The sequence below is a fragment of the Tardiphaga sp. 862_B3_N4_1 genome (genome assembly GCF_051811085.1).
Classification (GTDB): Bacteria; Pseudomonadota; Alphaproteobacteria; order Rhizobiales; family Xanthobacteraceae; genus Tardiphaga; species Tardiphaga robiniae.
On record NZ_JBPWQB010000001.1, the window covers coordinates 1,044,020 to 1,059,114 of the forward strand.

The 15,095-nt window shown below is 61.0% G+C and carries 15 protein-coding genes; 7 read left to right on the forward strand and 8 right to left on the reverse strand.

The features are described 5' to 3' along the window. Positions 1 to 53 precede the first annotated feature (53 nt). Positions 54 to 2,405, forward strand: coding sequence for a bifunctional salicylyl-CoA 5-hydroxylase/oxidoreductase (locus AB8B02_RS04875; protein WP_439063294.1), 2,352 nt, complete (start codon positions 54 to 56; stop codon positions 2,403 to 2,405). 137 nt (positions 2,406 to 2,542) lie between these two features. After that, entirely contained in the window at positions 2,543 to 3,793 is a 1,251-nt protein-coding gene (locus AB8B02_RS04880) for a flavin-dependent oxidoreductase (RefSeq protein ID WP_439063295.1), read from the forward strand. 94 nt (positions 3,794 to 3,887) lie between these two features. Here the strand turns inward: AB8B02_RS04880 and AB8B02_RS04885 are convergent, their stop codons facing one another. The 7 genes from AB8B02_RS04885 to AB8B02_RS04915 form a co-directional block, all read right to left on the reverse strand. Beyond that, positions 3,888 to 4,343: a cupin domain-containing protein gene (locus AB8B02_RS04885; protein ID WP_089267419.1), complete on the reverse strand. Its 456-nt coding sequence runs from the start codon at positions 4,341 to 4,343 to the stop codon at positions 3,888 to 3,890. Positions 4,344 to 4,403: 60 nt separating this feature from the next. After that, positions 4,404 to 5,102: an ABC transporter ATP-binding protein gene (locus tag AB8B02_RS04890; RefSeq protein ID WP_089267418.1), complete on the reverse strand. Its 699-nt coding sequence runs from the start codon at positions 5,100 to 5,102 to the stop codon at positions 4,404 to 4,406. Beyond that, the gene (locus AB8B02_RS04895; protein ID WP_439063296.1) at positions 5,102 to 5,854 is read right to left on the reverse strand and encodes an ABC transporter ATP-binding protein; all 753 of its coding nucleotides are present in this window, start codon (positions 5,852 to 5,854) and stop codon (positions 5,102 to 5,104) included. The genes AB8B02_RS04890 and AB8B02_RS04895 overlap by 1 nt, the downstream gene beginning before the upstream one ends. Further along, entirely contained in the window at positions 5,851 to 6,840 is a 990-nt protein-coding gene (locus tag AB8B02_RS04900) for a branched-chain amino acid ABC transporter permease (protein WP_184514561.1), read from the reverse strand. The genes AB8B02_RS04895 and AB8B02_RS04900 overlap by 4 nt, the downstream gene beginning before the upstream one ends. 12 nt (positions 6,841 to 6,852) lie before the next feature. Then, a complete protein-coding gene (locus tag AB8B02_RS04905; protein WP_089267415.1) occupies positions 6,853 to 7,773 on the reverse strand; it encodes a branched-chain amino acid ABC transporter permease in 921 nt (306 codons plus the stop codon). A 102-nt stretch (positions 7,774 to 7,875) separates the two neighbouring features. After that, the gene (locus tag AB8B02_RS04910; protein WP_439063297.1) at positions 7,876 to 9,051 is read right to left on the reverse strand and encodes an ABC transporter substrate-binding protein; all 1,176 of its coding nucleotides are present in this window, start codon (positions 9,049 to 9,051) and stop codon (positions 7,876 to 7,878) included. A 188-nt stretch (positions 9,052 to 9,239) separates the two neighbouring features. Continuing rightward, positions 9,240 to 9,392: a hypothetical protein gene (locus AB8B02_RS04915; RefSeq protein WP_439063298.1), complete on the reverse strand. Its 153-nt coding sequence runs from the start codon at positions 9,390 to 9,392 to the stop codon at positions 9,240 to 9,242. Here AB8B02_RS04915 and AB8B02_RS04920 point away from each other — a divergent pair. The 4 genes from AB8B02_RS04920 (at position 9,391) to AB8B02_RS04935 (ending at position 13,031) form a co-directional block, all read left to right on the forward strand. Beyond that, positions 9,391 to 9,897, forward strand: a complete 507-nt coding sequence (locus AB8B02_RS04920) for a MarR family winged helix-turn-helix transcriptional regulator (protein WP_184514565.1) — start codon at positions 9,391 to 9,393, stop codon at positions 9,895 to 9,897. The genes AB8B02_RS04915 and AB8B02_RS04920 overlap by 2 nt on opposite strands. 10 nt (positions 9,898 to 9,907) lie before the next feature. After that, positions 9,908 to 10,726, forward strand: coding sequence for an alpha/beta hydrolase (locus AB8B02_RS04925; RefSeq protein WP_439063299.1), 819 nt, complete (start codon positions 9,908 to 9,910; stop codon positions 10,724 to 10,726). A 144-nt stretch (positions 10,727 to 10,870) separates the two neighbouring features. Beyond that, positions 10,871 to 12,538, forward strand: a complete 1,668-nt coding sequence (locus AB8B02_RS04930) for an AMP-binding protein (RefSeq protein ID WP_439064593.1) — start codon at positions 10,871 to 10,873, stop codon at positions 12,536 to 12,538. Between the two features lie 34 nt (positions 12,539 to 12,572). After that, complete coding sequence (locus AB8B02_RS04935; protein WP_089267412.1) at positions 12,573 to 13,031, forward strand: RidA family protein; 459 nt, start codon at positions 12,573 to 12,575, stop codon at positions 13,029 to 13,031. 6 nt (positions 13,032 to 13,037) lie between these two features. On the opposite strand, the gene AB8B02_RS04940 is transcribed toward AB8B02_RS04935, so the two are convergent. After that, positions 13,038 to 13,838 (reverse strand): AraC family transcriptional regulator, encoded by an 801-nt coding sequence (locus AB8B02_RS04940; protein WP_244528438.1) that lies wholly within the window; start codon positions 13,836 to 13,838, stop codon positions 13,038 to 13,040. Between the two features lie 63 nt (positions 13,839 to 13,901). Here AB8B02_RS04940 and AB8B02_RS04945 point away from each other — a divergent pair, with 63 nt between their 5' ends. Further along, positions 13,902 to 15,080 carry an MFS transporter gene (locus AB8B02_RS04945; RefSeq protein ID WP_089267410.1) on the forward strand — a complete coding sequence of 393 codons (1,179 nt, stop codon included), beginning with the start codon at positions 13,902 to 13,904 and terminating at the stop codon, positions 15,078 to 15,080. The last annotated feature ends 15 nt before the right edge of the window (positions 15,081 to 15,095 follow it).

A 15,095-nucleotide genomic window follows, 5' to 3' on the forward strand; every position in this document is an offset into this window, starting at 1 on the left:
GAATTGTTTTAGGTTTAAAATATCTCCATCCAGGCACGACTGCGGAGGCTGTCATGAAGATCGCGATTATCGGTGGCGGGCCGGCGGGCCTCTATTCTGCGATCCTGCTGAAGAAGCAGCGGCCGCAGGCAGAGATCACGGTCTATGAGCGCAACCGCCCTGACGACACCTTCGGTTTCGGTGTGGTGTTCTCCGACGCCACCCTCGACAATTTCGAGAAATATGATCTTCCGAGCTATCAGCGCATCACCCAGGAATTCGCGTACTGGGATGATATCGCCGTGCACTTCCGCGGCACTGTCCACCGCGTCGGCGGCAACGGCTTCTGCGGCTGTTCGCGCCGTACGCTGCTGATGATCCTGCAAGATCGTGCCCGCGAACTCGGCGTCCATCTGCTGTTCGAAGTCGATATCACCGACGAAGCGCGTTTCGCCGATGCCGATCTGATCGTGCTGGCTGATGGCATCAACAGCCACTTCCGTAACAAGTATATCGAGCACTTCGCGCCCGAAGTGGATTTGCGTTCGAACAAGTTCACCTGGATGGGCTCCACCAAGCCGCTCGATGCCTTCACCTTCCTGTTCCAGGAAACCGAGTGGGGTCCGTTCATCGCCCACGCCTATCAATATGAGGCGGGCCGCTCGACCTGGATCTTCGAGACCGATCCGGAGACCTTCAGGCGCGCCGGCCTCGAAGGCCTCGGCGAGCAGGAATCTGCTGATCGCATGCACGATATCTTCAAGGGCTTCCTCGGCGACCACAAGCTGCTGATCAACCGTTCGATGTGGCGCAACTTTCCGATGATCCGCAACAAGCGCTGGGTCAAGGACAATATGGTGCTGCTTGGCGACGCCAAGGCGACCGCGCATTTTTCCATCGGTTCGGGCACCAAGCTCGCCATGGAAGATGCCATCGCGCTGCATGATGCGATGGCGAAGGCGCCCACTGTCGAGGCCGGGTTGCACGATTACGAACACGGTCGCCGCGAGGAGGTCGAGAAGATCCAGCATTCAGCGGATGTGTCGCTGGTCTGGTTCGAGCACGTGGATCGCTTTTGGGATTTCGACCCCGTGCAGTTCGCCTTTGGCGTCATGACCCGTGCCAAGGCGATTACCTACGATAACCTGACGCTGCGCGCGCCGGACTTCGTCAAGGAAGTCGACAAGTCGTTTGCGCAGAAGGTGCGCGCGCAGGGCTTCGACGTCGATATTGATAAGCCGGAAGTGCCGATGTTCCAGCCGTTCAAGATGCGGGATATGGTGCTTGCCAATCGCGCCGTAGTGTCGCCGATGTGTATGTATTCGGCGGAAGAGGGCGTGCCGAACGATTTCCATCTGGTGCATTACGGCTCGCGTGCCATTGGCGGCGCAGGTCTCGTCTTCACCGAAATGGTCTGCGTCGGCCGCGACGCGCGCATCACGCCCGGCTGCGCAGGTCTCTGGACCGACGAGCAGGAAGCGCAGTGGAAGCGCATCGTCGATTTTGTGCACAGCACGTCGGCTGCGAAGATCTGTCTGCAGCTCGGCCATGCCGGCCGCAAGGGCGCGACCAAGCTGATGTGGGACGGCATGGACCGTCCGCTCGCCGATGGCGCGTGGGACATCGTCTCGGCGTCGCCGCTGGCTTACTATCCGGATAGTCAGGTGCCCGCGGAAATCGATCGCACCGGTATGGACCGCGTCAAGGCGGAGTTCGTGGCCGCCACGATCCGCGGTGAGCGCTGTGGCTTCGACATGCTTGAGATGCATACGGCGCACGGCTATCTGCTGGCGAGTTTCCTGTCGCCGCTCACCAACAAGCGCACCGATGAATATGGTGGCTCCCTGGAGAACCGTCTGCGCTTCCCGCTCGAAGTGTTCACGGCGATGCGTCAAGCGTGGCCGGCACACAAGCCGATGTCGGTACGTTTCTCGGCGACCGACTGGGCCGAAGGTGGCAACACCGGTGACGATGCGGTGCAGATCGCCCGCGCCTTCGCCGAAGCCGGTGTCGATCTCGCCGATATCTCGACAGGCCAAACCGTCAAGGAGTCGCGTCCGATCTACGGCCGCATGTTCCAGACGCCGTTCTCGGATCAAGTCCGCAACGAGGCCCGCGTTGCCACTATGTGCGTCGGCAACATCACGTCCGCCGATCAGGTCAATACGATCCTGGCCGCCGGCCGTGCGGACCTCGTCGCGCTTGGTCGTCCGCACCTGACCGACCCGTCCTTCACCATCAAGGCGGCCGCCTGGTATGGTGCAAAGGATGCCTATTGCCCGCCACAATATATGCCCGGCAAGGATCAGATTTTCCGCAACAGCGTCAGGGACAAGCAGGATTTCGAAGACCTGAAAATTAAGGCTAAGCCGAAGACCCGCGCCGAGATGCGGGCGGAGGCCGCCAAGCCACTTGCGGCTGAATGACTGGGCATGCGAGTTTATTGATCACAAACGTAGGGTGGGTAGAGCGAAGCGAAACCCATGACTGCGGCGCGTATCGTTGATGGGTTTCGCAAGGGCTCTACCTATCCTACGGCATTGTATCGAGTGGAGTTGAGCTGATGAAAGCAATCATCGTGGGCGGCGGCGTTGGCGGTCTGACCACCGCCTTGATGCTGCGGGCGCGGGGCATCAATTGCGAACTCTACGAACAGGCTGACTCAATCCGCGAACTCGGCGTTGGCATCAACACGCTGCCACACGCGATCCGCGAACTCGCTGGTCTCGGTCTGCTCGATCGCCTCGATGCGGTGGCGATCCGCACCGATGAGCTGCATTATCTCAACCGTCACGGGCAGGAAGTCTGGCGCGAGAAGCGCGGCTTCGGCGCCGGCCATGACGTGCCGCAATTCTCGATCCATCGCGGCCGCCTGCAGAGTGTGATCCATCGTGCGGTGGAAGAGCGCCTTGGCGCCGAGGCGATTCACACCGGTCGTCGCCTGGGCCACTTCACGCAAGACGAAGGTGGTGTCACCGCTTATTTCTTCGATCGCAATAACAACCATGTCGAAACCGCGCGCGGCGATATCCTGATTGGCGCTGACGGTATCCACTCCAAGGTTCGGAGCACGCTGTTCCCGAATGAAGGACATCCGGTCTGGAATGGCCTGATGCTGTGGCGCGGTGCGCGCGACTGGCCGGCTTTCCTCAGCGGCAACTCGATGATCGTCGCCGGCGGTCTCCACGCCAAGGTCGTGGTCTATCCGATTGCCGAAGGTGAGACGCCGGGCAACCGGCTGACCAATTGGGCCGTGCTGGTGAAGACCGGCGAGGGGGGCACGCTGCCGCCGCGCCGCGAGGACTGGTCACGTCCCGGCAAGCGCGACGAATTGATGCCGCATGTGGCGCGTTTCAATGTGCCGCATATCGACGTGCCGGCGCTGATCACGGCGACGCCTGAGTTCTGGGAATATCCCTGCTGCGACCGCGATCCGCTGCCATACTGGTCGGGTGGCCGCGTCACCCTGCTCGGCGACGCCGCACACCCGATGTATCCGGTCGGCTCCAACGGCGCCTCGCAGGCGATCCTCGATGCGCGCGCGCTGGCCGACTCGCTGGCCCATGCCGAACATCCGCGCCAGGCGCTGATGGCCTATGAGCGCAAGCGCCTGCCGATGACCGCGGAGATCGTGCGCTCCAACCGCCGCGGCGGTCCGGAAGGCGTGATCGATGCTGTCGAGCAGATCGCGCCGGATGGCTTCGACAATGTCGAGAACGTTCTGAGCTACGCGCAGCGTGAAGCGATTGTGAAGGGCTATGCGCACAAGGCTGGCTTTGCTGCGCAGCCCGGGCTAGCGGTGGTGAACGGCTGATCCAACCGCTACACGCGCGATCAAGTTGATACGAAAATGGCCGGGCTTTGCCCGGCCATTTTGCGTTGGTGTCTGAAGCTAAAAGCGCCGCGCCTTACGCGCCGGGAGGCGGCGGCAGGAAGTGGATGTTGTATTCGGCGGCGAGCGCCACCACGTCCTCGGGCTTCTGTTCTTTCATGTTGTGGATCGCCCAGAACAGGTCATAGAGCCGGCGGCTCGGCGAAACCCAGAACAGCACTTTGGCGTTCTGATCGGACTTGTTGAAGATGCCGTGCGGAATGCCGCGCTGCAGCCGCACCAGATCGCCCGGCGTGGCCGAAGTTTCGGAGCCGCCGAGGAAGAAGTCGAGCTTGCCTTCGAGGATGTAGAGATACTCATCCTGGTCGGGATGGATGTGCGGCGGCACGAAGGTGCCGGGCGGGAAGGTGGCGTGCCACGAGAACGAATCCTCGGTGCAGTTCTTGGGCACATATGTCTGGCCGAGGATGTTCCAGGTGATGCCCTGCATGCCTTCATTGGCGCGGGTGATGCCGGCGATCTCGGTTTTCATGGTTGGTCCTTCCTTGGGTCACGCATTACGACGCGTCGGGTGGTACTCGAAAACAGTTGATCAAACGTGGAGGAAACGGTCCTTCACGGTGGAGTCGCTCTTCAGTTGCTCGGATGTGCCGGTCCACACGACGCGGCCCTTTTCGATCACTACATGACGATCGGCGAAGCCGGCGAGCGCATCGACATTCTTGTCGATGACCAGAATGGACTGACGCTCGGCCTTGAGCTTCTTCAGGCAATTCCAGATCTCAAGGCGGATGAGCGGGGCGAGGCCTTCGGTGGCTTCATCGAGAATGAGCAGCTTCGGATTGGTCATCAGCGCGCGCCCGACCGCTAGCATCTGCTGCTCGCCGCCCGACAATTGCGTGCCGAGATTGCTGCGGCGCTCCTTGAGGCGTGGAAAGAGCTCGTAGATCTTGTCCAGCGTCCAGCGCGCCGGCGGATGCCGCACGGCGGCGGTGGCAACCAGGTTTTCTTCCACGGTGAGCGTCGGGAAGATCTGGCGGCCCTCGGGCACGAGACCGATGCCGGCCTGGGCGATACGATAGGACGGCAAGCCGGCCATCGGCTTGTCGTCGAAGGTGACGGTGCCACCGGTTGGATGAATCAGGCCCATGATGGCGTTGATGGTGGTGGTCTTGCCCATGCCGTTGCGGCCGAGCAGGGTAACGACTTCACCGGCATTGATGGTGAGCGAGATATCGAACAGCACCTTGGCCGCGCCGTAAGCAGCCTGAAGATTTGAGACTGAGAGCATCAGGCGGCCTCCTCGCCGAGATAGGCAGCGCGGACTTCCGCATTGTCGCGAATGCTCTGCGGTGAACCGGACGCGATGATGCGGCCATAAACCAGGACCGAGACCCGGTCAGCCAGCGCGAAGACGGCGTCCATATCGTGTTCGATCAGCACGATGGGAAGCTCCTTGCGCAGCTCCTGCAACGTGTTGATCAGTCGCTGCGATTCATCGTGGCTGGTGCCGGCGAGCGGTTCGTCGAGCAGCAGCAGCTTCGGCTTTGCAGCCAGCGCAATGGCGATTTCGAGCTGGCGTTTCTCGCCATGCGACATCTGCCCAGCCGGCACGCCTGCGCGAGCGGCGAGGCCGAAGCGCGACAGCAGGGTCATGGCGGTGTCGTTCAGCGCCGGCTCCTTGGATGCATTGCCGAAGAAACTGAAGCTCGAGCCGCTGCGCGCCTGCACGGCGATGGCGACATTCTCTAGCGCCGAGAAGCGTGGCAGGATCGAGGTGATCTGGAACGAGCGCACCAGGCCCATCCGCGCGCGCTCCGCCATCGGCAAACGCGAAACGTCCTGTCCATCGAAGATGATACGGCCGGAGTCTGATTGTGCATGACCGGAGATCTGGTGGATCAGCGTGGTCTTGCCGGCACCGTTGGGGCCGATGATGGCGTGCAACTCGCCGGCTTCGATGTTCAGCGACACATCGTCGGTGACGCGCAGGGCGCCGTAGTTCTTGCAGATGTTCTGCAGCTGAAGCGGAGCGCTGCTCATGACTTGCTCCCGAACAGTCCGGTGATGCCGCCGCGGGCATAGAGCACGACGAGAATGAGGATGGGTCCGAAGATCAGTGCCCAGTTCTCCGTGTAATGCGACAGGATATCTGCGAGCAGGCTGAACACGGCTGCGCCGATGATCGCGCCATGCAGTGAGCCGAGACCGCCGAGCACGAGTACGAAGATCAAGTCGCCAGAGCGCTGCCAGGCCGTATAGGCCGGGCTGACGAACTCGGTCTGGTTGGCCAGCAAAAAGCCCGACACGCCAGCAATCATGCCGGCAATGACATAGGCCGTGAGCTGATAGCGATACGGCGCAAAGCCGATCGCCTCCATGCGCACGGGATTCTCGCGAATGCCGCGTAGCACCCGACCGAAGCGTGACGCGACGATGGCGCGGAGCAGCAGATAAGCGCCGAGCAGCACGCCGAAGGCGACGTAATACATCGCCACATCGTTCTTCAGGAACTTCGAGCCGAAGAACATGCTGCGCGAGGCCAGTGTTAGCCCGTCGTCACCGCCATAGGCAGCCAGCGAAGTGCCGAGGAAGAACAGCATCTGGCCGAAAGCCAGCGTGATCATGATGAAATAGACGCCCTTGGTCCGCAGCGAGATCGCGCCTGTGAAGAGAGCGAAGATGAGCGAGACACCAAGCGCCACCGCAAGCTGGATGAAGCCGTCGGTGATGCCGTGGCTGGAAAGGATCGCGACGCTGTAGGCGCCGAGACCGACATAGGCGGCATGGCCGAACGAGATCATCGCGCCGTAGCCGATCAGCAGATCGAGCGACATGGCGGCGAGCGCCAGGATCATGATGCGCGTGACCAACGCCAGGATGAAGCTCTGCGATCCCCACAGCACCGAGAGCGGCACCAGGGCGAAGATCGCGAAAACGATCAGCGGCAGCACATAGGCGCGGCTAGTACGCAGCGGCGTTGCGAGGGCAGGCGAAGCGGGGGTGTCGAGGTCGACGAGATTGTTCATGGTCTGCTCCCGTTACTGCTTGGACGGGAACAGGCCGGATGGCCGGAAGAACAGCACCGCAGCCATCAGGATATAGATCAGCATCGGCGCAATGGCGCGGCCGGTCTGGCTGGCCGCCGAGGGATCGAGCAGCAGCTTGAGCAGCGTGGGCGCGAAGAAACGTCCGAGCGTATCGACGAGACCTATCAGCAGCGCCGCGATGAAGGCACCGCGGATCGAGCCGATGCCGCCGATGACGATCACCACGAAAGCAAGAATGAGCACATTGTCGCCCATGCCGGGCTCTACCGAGAGGATCGGTGCAACCATGGCGCCGGCGAAGCCCGCGAGCATGGCGCCGACGCCGAACACGATGGTGAACAGCAGGCGGATGTTGACGCCCAGCGCGGAGACCATGGCAGCGTTGCTGGCGCCGGCACGCACGAGCATGCCAAGCTTGGTCTTGTTGACGACGAGATAGAGCGCGAGGCCGACAGCAAGACCGACGGCGATGATGACGAGACGCCAGACCGGATAGAGCATGCCGTCCGTGATCTCGACCGCGCCCGACAGCGCGTCAGGAATTGCAACATTTAGCGGCGCAGCGCCCCAGATGTATTTGACGGCCTGATTGAGGAAGATGATGACGCCAAAGGTCGCGAGCACCTGATCGAGATGGTCGCGATCATATAAATGTCGAAAGATCAGGACCTCCAGCAGGAGCCCGAAAATCAGGGCTGCTGGTAGCGCCAGTGCGAGGCCGGCGACGAAACTTCCGGTCATGGCGGTGAAGGCGGCGACAAGATAGGCGCCGACCATGTATTGCACGCCATGTGCAAGATTGATGAAGTCCATGACGCCAAACACCAGCGTGAGGCCGGCGGCGATCAGGAACAGGATCAATCCGAACTGCAAGCCGTTCAGGATCTGGACGAGGGCAAGCGTGAGGGTCATCAGATAACTTGGTTTCTATACTGAGATAAACACGGGCCGATAAAGCACCGGGCCGTCCCGCCTTCGCGGCAACGGCCCGGTGATGAGTGATCGCCAGGGCGATTACTGCGCAGCGCAGTCCTTGGCGTAGCGATCGCTGTAGTTCGAGAACACCTTCTCGACGATCTCGGTCTGGAACTTGCCGTCAGCGCGCTTGGCAACCTTGGTCAGGAAGAAGTCCTGAACGGGGTAACCGTTGTTGCTGAACTTGAAGCCGCCGCGGATCGACGGGAAGTCGGCCTTCTTCATGGCTGCAGCCACCTTGGCCTTGTCCGAGAGGTCGCCCTTCACGGCAACGACGGCGCTGTTGATCAGCATGGCCGCGTCGTAGGACTGGAAGGCGTAGGTCGCCGGCACGCTGTTATAAGCTTTCTCGTATTCTGCCACGAACTTCTTGTTCTGCGGAGTGTCGAGGGTCGGTGCCCAGTTCGAGCCACCGAACATGCCGATCGCCGCGTCCTGCTGAGCCGGCAGCGTCGATTCATCGACGGTGAAGGTCGACAGGAACGGAATGCGGTCGAGCAGGCCGGCCTGCTTGTACTGCTTGACGAGGTTCACGCCCATGCCGCCCGGCATGAAGGTGAGCACGGCATCAGGCTTCATCGAAGCGATCTTGGAGAGTTCGGCCTGGAAGTCGAGTGTGCCGAGCGGGATGAAGGATTCCTCAAGGATCTCGCCCTTGAAGTCCATCTTCACGCCGGCGACGAAATCCTTGCCGGCCTGATAGTTCGGGGTCATCAGATAGATCTTCTTGTAGCCGCGCTTCTGGGCGACATTACCGAGGATCTGGTGGATCTGGTCGTTCTGATACGACGTCACATAGAAGTACGGATTGCACTCCTTGCCCGCGTAGCTCGACGGGCCGGCATTCGGAGAGATCAGGAAGGTCTTGTTCTCGGTCACCGGCTTATGGATCGCGCCCAGGATGTTGGAGAAGATCGGACCGACCACGAAGTCGACCTTGTCGCGCTCCAGCAGACCCTTGACCTTGGTGACGGCGACGTCCGGCTTGAGTTCGTCATCAACAACGATGACTTCGACGTCCTTGCCGCCCATCTTCCCGCCGAGATCCTTGACAGCGAGGTTGAAGCCGTCGCGGGCCTGCTGTCCGAGCACGGCACCGGCACCCGACAGCGACACGATCACGCCGACCTTGATCTTTTCCTGAGCCATGGCCGGGATGGCCGAAACGCTCATCATCAGGGCGGCCAAACCGGCCAATTTGAGAGACTGCTTCATTAACTTCTCCTCCACTCGGCCGCGACAGGCAGCCGAAAAACGTGCCAACCCAGAATTCTGTTCTTTTGCCTAGATTATGCTCACGACGGGCGCAGCCGCAAGCAATGTAAATGACTTCCAGGCGTCAGAAATCAGCCGAATACCCTATGCAAACCGTAGGCCAATTTATTTGAACCTTAAAGAAATATTCAAAATCGACGGCGGTCAAGGCTGCGGCGTTTTGGCTTGCGGTCGGACGGAAATTCCTTGAAGGTCAAAGGATCGGTATGGGGCGGTACGAGATTGTGGATTGCCGGTCTCTCGGCCGCCGCAGGAGCTTCAAGCAGGTAAGATTGCATCATGATTCTCGATTCCGAGACCAAGGCCGTCGAACTTCCCGATGATCACGGCGATGAGCTGCGCCTGTGGCTGCGGCTCCTGACTTGTACGACGTTGATCGAGGGTGAAGTCCGCAGCCGCTTGCGCGAACGCTTCGATGTCACGCTCCCGCGCTTCGATCTGATGGCCCAGCTCGACAAGGTGCCGGACGGTATGACCCTGTCGGATGTCTCGAAACGGATGATGGTGTCGAACGGCAATGTCACCGGTCTGGTCGAGCGCCTCGTGGAATCCGGCCATGTCGATCGCCGTACCTCTGACACCGATCGCCGGGTGCAAGTGATCCGGCTCACCAAACTCGGTCGCGCCGAGTTTCGCAAGATGGCCGAAGAGCACGAGACCTGGATCGCCGAAATCTTCACGGATTTGGCGCCGAAGGATGTTCGCGAACTGATGCGGCTGCTGGCCAAGACCAAGGCTTCCGCGCAGAAGGCGGCGCAAAAGGCAGCGAACGGCAAGGCGCCGTAAACGCGACGCGGTGAGTGCAGTGATCGATCTCGAAGCCGAATACAATAACCGCGCAAAAGTGCCGGAAAGCTCTGCGCTGATCGCCGGCTGGGCACAGGACGCCAAAGCCTATCGCGACAGCGGCGTGCCGATGCGGGCCATTCCATATGGCTCGGGCGCACGGCACAGGATCGACTACTTTCCCGCCGGCGACAAAGGTCCGATTGTCGTCTTCATTCACGGTGGCTACTGGCAGGCGCTGGATGCCTCGTTCTTCAGCCATCTGGCGCGTGGGCTGAACAGCCATGGCATCAGCGTGGTGATCCCCAGCTACGATTTGTGTCCGAACGTCTCGGTCGGTGATATCATCGCGCAGATGCGTGCGGCGACCCGAGAGCTGGCGAAGCTCGGCAGGCGGCTCGTCGTGTCGGGCCATTCGGCGGGCGGTCATCTCGCGGCCTGCATGCTGGCGACGGATTGGCGCGCGCTCGATTCCGCGCTGCCGCAGGACCTGATTGTCGGCGCCTATGCGATCTCTGGGCTGTTCGATCTGGCGCCGCTGGTGCCGACGTCCATCAACAATGCATTGCATTTGAATGATGCCGGCGCCCGTGAGGTCAGTCCGTTGTTCTGGCCGGCGCCTTCGCACGGATCTCTCGATGCCGTGGTTGGTGGCGACGAGGGTGTCGAATATTTGCGGCAGAGCCAAAGCATCGTCGACGCCTGGGGTGTCCATATTCCCGCGCGCTTCGAGGCGCTTCCCGGCGCAAATCATTTTACCGCCGTCGCGCCACTGGCCGATCCGCAGTCCGCCATGGTGCTGCGGCTGAAGGCGCTGGCCACGCTTTAGGCTGACTTGCCTAAACAATCCGCGCAAATCGACGTTGTCAGCCGAAAATTTCGGCGTGCCGCAAGACTCCGCAGTTGCGGAAAACTGTTTTAAGTCTAAAATGATATTTGGATGACGTTGCCGGGCATCTGACGTGACGGGAGCATTGCAATGGCCGCTGATACTCAGCTGACAAAGCCTTATACGGCGCATGTTGATACGTTTGCGCGGGACAATATGCCCCCGCCGGAACAGCTACCGGAGTTTCTTTTCACCCGGCCAGAATTTCACTATCCACCGCGCATCAATTGCGTGGTGCCGTTTCTCGATCGCTGGGTTGCTGAAGGGCGCGGCGATGCGCCGTGCATGATCGGGCTGAACGAGAGCTATACCTATCGCGAACTCTATGAGCTCGTGAACAAGATCTGCAACGTGCTGGTCAACAAGCTCGGTCTTGTTACCGGTGGCCGTGTGCTGCTGCGGTCGGCCAATAATCCGATGATGGTTGCGACCTATCTCGCCATCATCAAGGCCGGCGGCGTTTGCGTGTCGACCATGCCGCTGCTGCGCGCCAAGGAACTGTCCTATCCACTGCAGAAGGCGAAGATCTCGCTGGCGCTCTGCGACAGCAAGCTGTCCGACGAGATGGAGAAGGCCAAGGCGGTTTCGCCTGAACTCAAGCGCGTCGTCTATTGGGGGGCCGGTGAAGCCGAACTCGACAAGATGATCGCCGAGGCCAGCCCGGAATTCACCGCCGTCGATACGGCCTCGGATGATATCTGCCTCATCGCCTTCACGTCGGGCACAACGGGCGACCCGAAGGGCACCATGCATTTCCACCGCGACATGCTCGCGGTGTGCGACGGATTCGCACGCAATGTGCTGCGCGCCAGTCCGGAAGATCGCTTCATCGGTTCGGCGCCGCTGGCCTTCACGTTCGGCTTCGGCGGCGTGCTGTTTCCGCTGCATATCGGTGCGTCCTTCGTGGTGCTCGAGAAGGCCGGCCCGGACGAGCTGCCTCTGGCTGTTGCCAAGCACAAGGTCACGGTCTGCTTCACCGCGCCGACCGCCTATCGCGCGATCCTCGGCAAGATTGATCAGTACGATCTTTCGACGCTCCGCAAATGCGTGTCGGCAGGCGAAACGTTGCCGAAGGGCACCTATGATGCATGGCTGAAGGCGACCGGCATCAAGCTGATGGATGGCATCGGCGGCACCGAAATGCTGCACATCTTCATCTGCGCCATTGAGGAAGAAATCCGCCCGGGCTCGACCGGCAAGCCGGTGCCGGGCTATGTGGCCAGGATCATTGACGACGAAGGCAACGAAGTGGCGCCGGGCACGCTAGGCCGTCTCGCCGTCAAGGGCCCAACGGGTTGCAAATATCTCGCCGATCCGCGTCAACTGAAGTTCGTGCAGAACGGCTGGAATATCACCGGCGATACCTTCCTGATGGATGAGGATGGTTACTTCTGGTACCAGTCACGTTCTGACGACATGATCGTGTCGGCGGGTTACAATATTGCCGGCCCCGACGTGGAAGCTGCGTTGCTCACCCATGAAGCCGTGGTCGATTGCGGCGTTGTCGGTTGCCCCGATGCCGATCGCGGTATGATCGTAAAGGCTTATGTCGTTCTCGCTCCCGGTCAGGCAGGGAGCGACGCGCTGGCGACCGAGTTGCAGAACCACGTGAAGCGCGAGATCGCGCCTTACAAATATCCGCGCGCCATCGAATTCGTGACGCAACTGCCCAAGACCGAGACCGGCAAGCTGAAGCGCTTTGCGCTTCGCCAGCAGGCTGCGGCGGGCGCGTCACCGACCGTTGCCGCATAAGTTTGAAGACGTTTCTTTCAGGGAGGATTGCCCGGTGAATGCACCAAAGGGCCCGACATTGACCGTGGTGCCAAACGCAAAGGGCGATGTTGCAGCATCCGTTTCGCGCGCATTGCAGCCGAGTGGCTGGCCGAAGCCCAAAGGCTATGCCAACGGCATGACGGCAGATGGCCGCATCGTCGTGACCGGTGGTGTAATTGGCTGGGACGCCGAGGAGAAGCTGAAGCCGGATTTTGTATCGCAGGTGCGTCAGGCACTGCAGAACATTTCCGACATCCTCGCGGAAGGTGGCGCGAAGCCCGAGCATCTCGTGCGGCTGACCTGGTATGTCGTCGATATGGAAGAATATCTCGGCAATCTCAAAGCGCTCGGTCAGGCCTATCGCGAGATCTTCGGTGCACACTATCCGGCAATGGCGCTGGTGCAGGTCGTGCGTCTGGTTGAACTCGCTGCGCGCGTCGAGATCGAAGCGACTGCGGTGGTGCCGCGCTAAGCGGCGCTACTTCGCCTCGATAAACTCTGTCGGGCTCTTGCCCGTCACTTGCCGGAACGCGTGCGAAAACGCCGAGAAGCTGGCATAGCCGAGATCGGCAGCGAGCTGCTTCACCGACACGTTGCGGTTCATCGATAGTCGTTCGATCGCCTCTGCGATCCGGGCGCGTTGACACCAGCTCTTGAAGCTCAATTGCGTCTCTGCCGAAAAAAGCCGCGATAGTGTACGTGCAGACGTGCCGACGGTGCGCGCCAATGTTTCGATCTCGTAAGTCTGCGTCGGATCGGTCAGCACCATCTCCGCCGCACGTCGGCAGCGCGGCTCTTGCGGCAGCGGCATGAACGTCGCGGGATCGCCTGCCTGATGCAGTTCGAGCATGGCAATCTCGATCAACAACCGATTCCGTGCGACGTCATCGCGCCCATCGAACAGCGCCAGGATCGACTCGTGCAACAGGCGCGACACGCGAACCACGAACTCCGCTGCGAGATCGCCATTGCGTCGATCCCGCGCCAGCCAATCGACGTTGAAATACAGCGAGCGCATCTCGATGTCGGCCAGAACGTCGATGGCGTGGGGCAGGTGGGCCGGCACCCAGACCGCGCGATCCGGTGGCACCAGCCAGCGGCCCTTTGGAGTCGTGACCTGCATAGTGCCCGCAGCGGCGAATACGAGTTGCGCCTCGCGATGGGCATGAGTGTCCAGCCGGATACCCTTGGGGTAGCGCGTCGCCAGGATGTGGACACCGTCCGTCGCCGGGCGCCGTCGCTCCGATAAGTCCAGGATTGGCGGTTCTGCGACATTCATTGGCAACATCCCGTTAGAGCAAGCTCATATAACGGCATTCCAAGGTTGCCAAGGAATCGATTCATGAACGTCCCCAGCCGGGTCATCACCCTCGTTAATGTCGCCCATTTCATCGACCACTACGCGATGCTGATCTTTGCGGCAGCGGTGCTCGTGATGGGTCCGGCCATGAATATGACCTATACCGAGTTGCTGCCCTATGCGACGCCGGGCTTCATGGCGTTTGGAGCCGGCTCGCTGGTGACTGGCTGGCTCGGGGACCGCTGGAGCCGTCGCCACATGATGGTGATCTTCTTCTACGGCATCGGTCTGTCGATGATGGCTGTCGGCCTGGTGCAGACGCCTTTGCAGCTTGGTGCGGCGCTGTTCTCGGTTGGCCTATTCGCGTCGATCTATCATCCGGTCGGCACGGCGATGATCGTCTCCTATGCCGACAAGCTCGGCAGCGCGATGGGCATTAACGGCGTGTTCGGCAATTTCGGCGTGGCATCTTCCGCACTGATCACCGGCGTACTTGGTCAGTTCCTCGGCTGGCGCTGGGCCTTCATCATTCCCGGCCTCGTCACTGTTGCAGCTGGTGTTGTCTTCATGCGCGAGGTCGCACATGAAGATCGCTCGGGATTCAAACAGGCTGCGGCGCAAGCGCGCGTCGCGAAGTCCGACATGTGGCGTGTGATCCTTGCACTGTTGGTCACGGTGGTCGCGATCTCCACCGTCTTCAACGCCATCACCGTCGCGCTGCCAAAACTGTTTGCCGAGCGTCTGTCCGACATGACGGACAGCCCGGCATTGCTCGGCATTATTGCCGCCTGCGTCTACGTCTTCGGCGCGGCAACCCAGTACAACATCGGCAAGCTGATCGATAAGCACTCGCTGAAGGCGGTGAGCGTTCCATTGTCGCTGGTGCTCGCGCCGTTCCTGTATTTCGCAGCGTCGCAGTCGAACATCTCACTGATTGTCGTCGCGATTGGAATCATCATTGGTCTGTTCGGGCAGATCACCGTCAACGAGGCGATCGTCGGCAAGTATACAAGCGAGGAGTGGCGGTCGCGCGCCTACGCCGTGCGTTATTTCGTTGGCTTTACCGCAGCGGGAGCCTCGGTCGGGCTTGTCGCGTGGTTGTACGAGCAGGGTGGCTTCATCATGATGTTGCACGCCTTTGCCGCCTTGTCGGCGCTGGTGATCGTCGCTGCATTGATTTTGCCGCGGGAGTTGCCACCGGCAAAAGCACCTCTGGCGTAAAACTTCTCGCTTTAC

What these genes read in the sequence shown, in the direction of transcription:
- AB8B02_RS04875 (WP_439063294.1), top strand. Translation starts at nt 54, where the DNA reads ATGAAGATCGCGATTATCGGTGGCGGGCCGGCGGGCCTCTATTCTGCG.
- AB8B02_RS04880 (WP_439063295.1), top strand. Translation starts at nt 2,543, where the DNA reads ATGAAAGCAATCATCGTGGGCGGCGGCGTTGGCGGTCTGACCACCGCC.
- AB8B02_RS04885 (WP_089267419.1), bottom strand. Translation starts at nt 4,343, where the DNA reads ATGAAAACCGAGATCGCCGGCATCACCCGCGCCAATGAAGGCATGCAG.
- AB8B02_RS04890 (WP_089267418.1), bottom strand. Translation starts at nt 5,102, where the DNA reads ATGCTCTCAGTCTCAAATCTTCAGGCTGCTTACGGCGCGGCCAAGGTG.
- AB8B02_RS04895 (WP_439063296.1), bottom strand. Translation starts at nt 5,854, where the DNA reads ATGAGCAGCGCTCCGCTTCAGCTGCAGAACATCTGCAAGAACTACGGC.
- AB8B02_RS04900 (WP_184514561.1), bottom strand. Translation starts at nt 6,840, where the DNA reads ATGAACAATCTCGTCGACCTCGACACCCCCGCTTCGCCTGCCCTCGCA.
- AB8B02_RS04905 (WP_089267415.1), bottom strand. Translation starts at nt 7,773, where the DNA reads ATGACCCTCACGCTTGCCCTCGTCCAGATCCTGAACGGCTTGCAGTTC.
- AB8B02_RS04910 (WP_439063297.1), bottom strand. Translation starts at nt 9,051, where the DNA reads ATGAAGCAGTCTCTCAAATTGGCCGGTTTGGCCGCCCTGATGATGAGC.
- AB8B02_RS04920 (WP_184514565.1), top strand. Translation starts at nt 9,391, where the DNA reads ATGATTCTCGATTCCGAGACCAAGGCCGTCGAACTTCCCGATGATCAC.
- AB8B02_RS04915 (WP_439063298.1), bottom strand. Translation starts at nt 9,392, where the DNA reads ATGATGCAATCTTACCTGCTTGAAGCTCCTGCGGCGGCCGAGAGACCG.
- AB8B02_RS04940 (WP_244528438.1), bottom strand. Translation starts at nt 13,838, where the DNA reads ATGAATGTCGCAGAACCGCCAATCCTGGACTTATCGGAGCGACGGCGC.
- AB8B02_RS04945 (WP_089267410.1), top strand. Translation starts at nt 13,902, where the DNA reads ATGAACGTCCCCAGCCGGGTCATCACCCTCGTTAATGTCGCCCATTTC.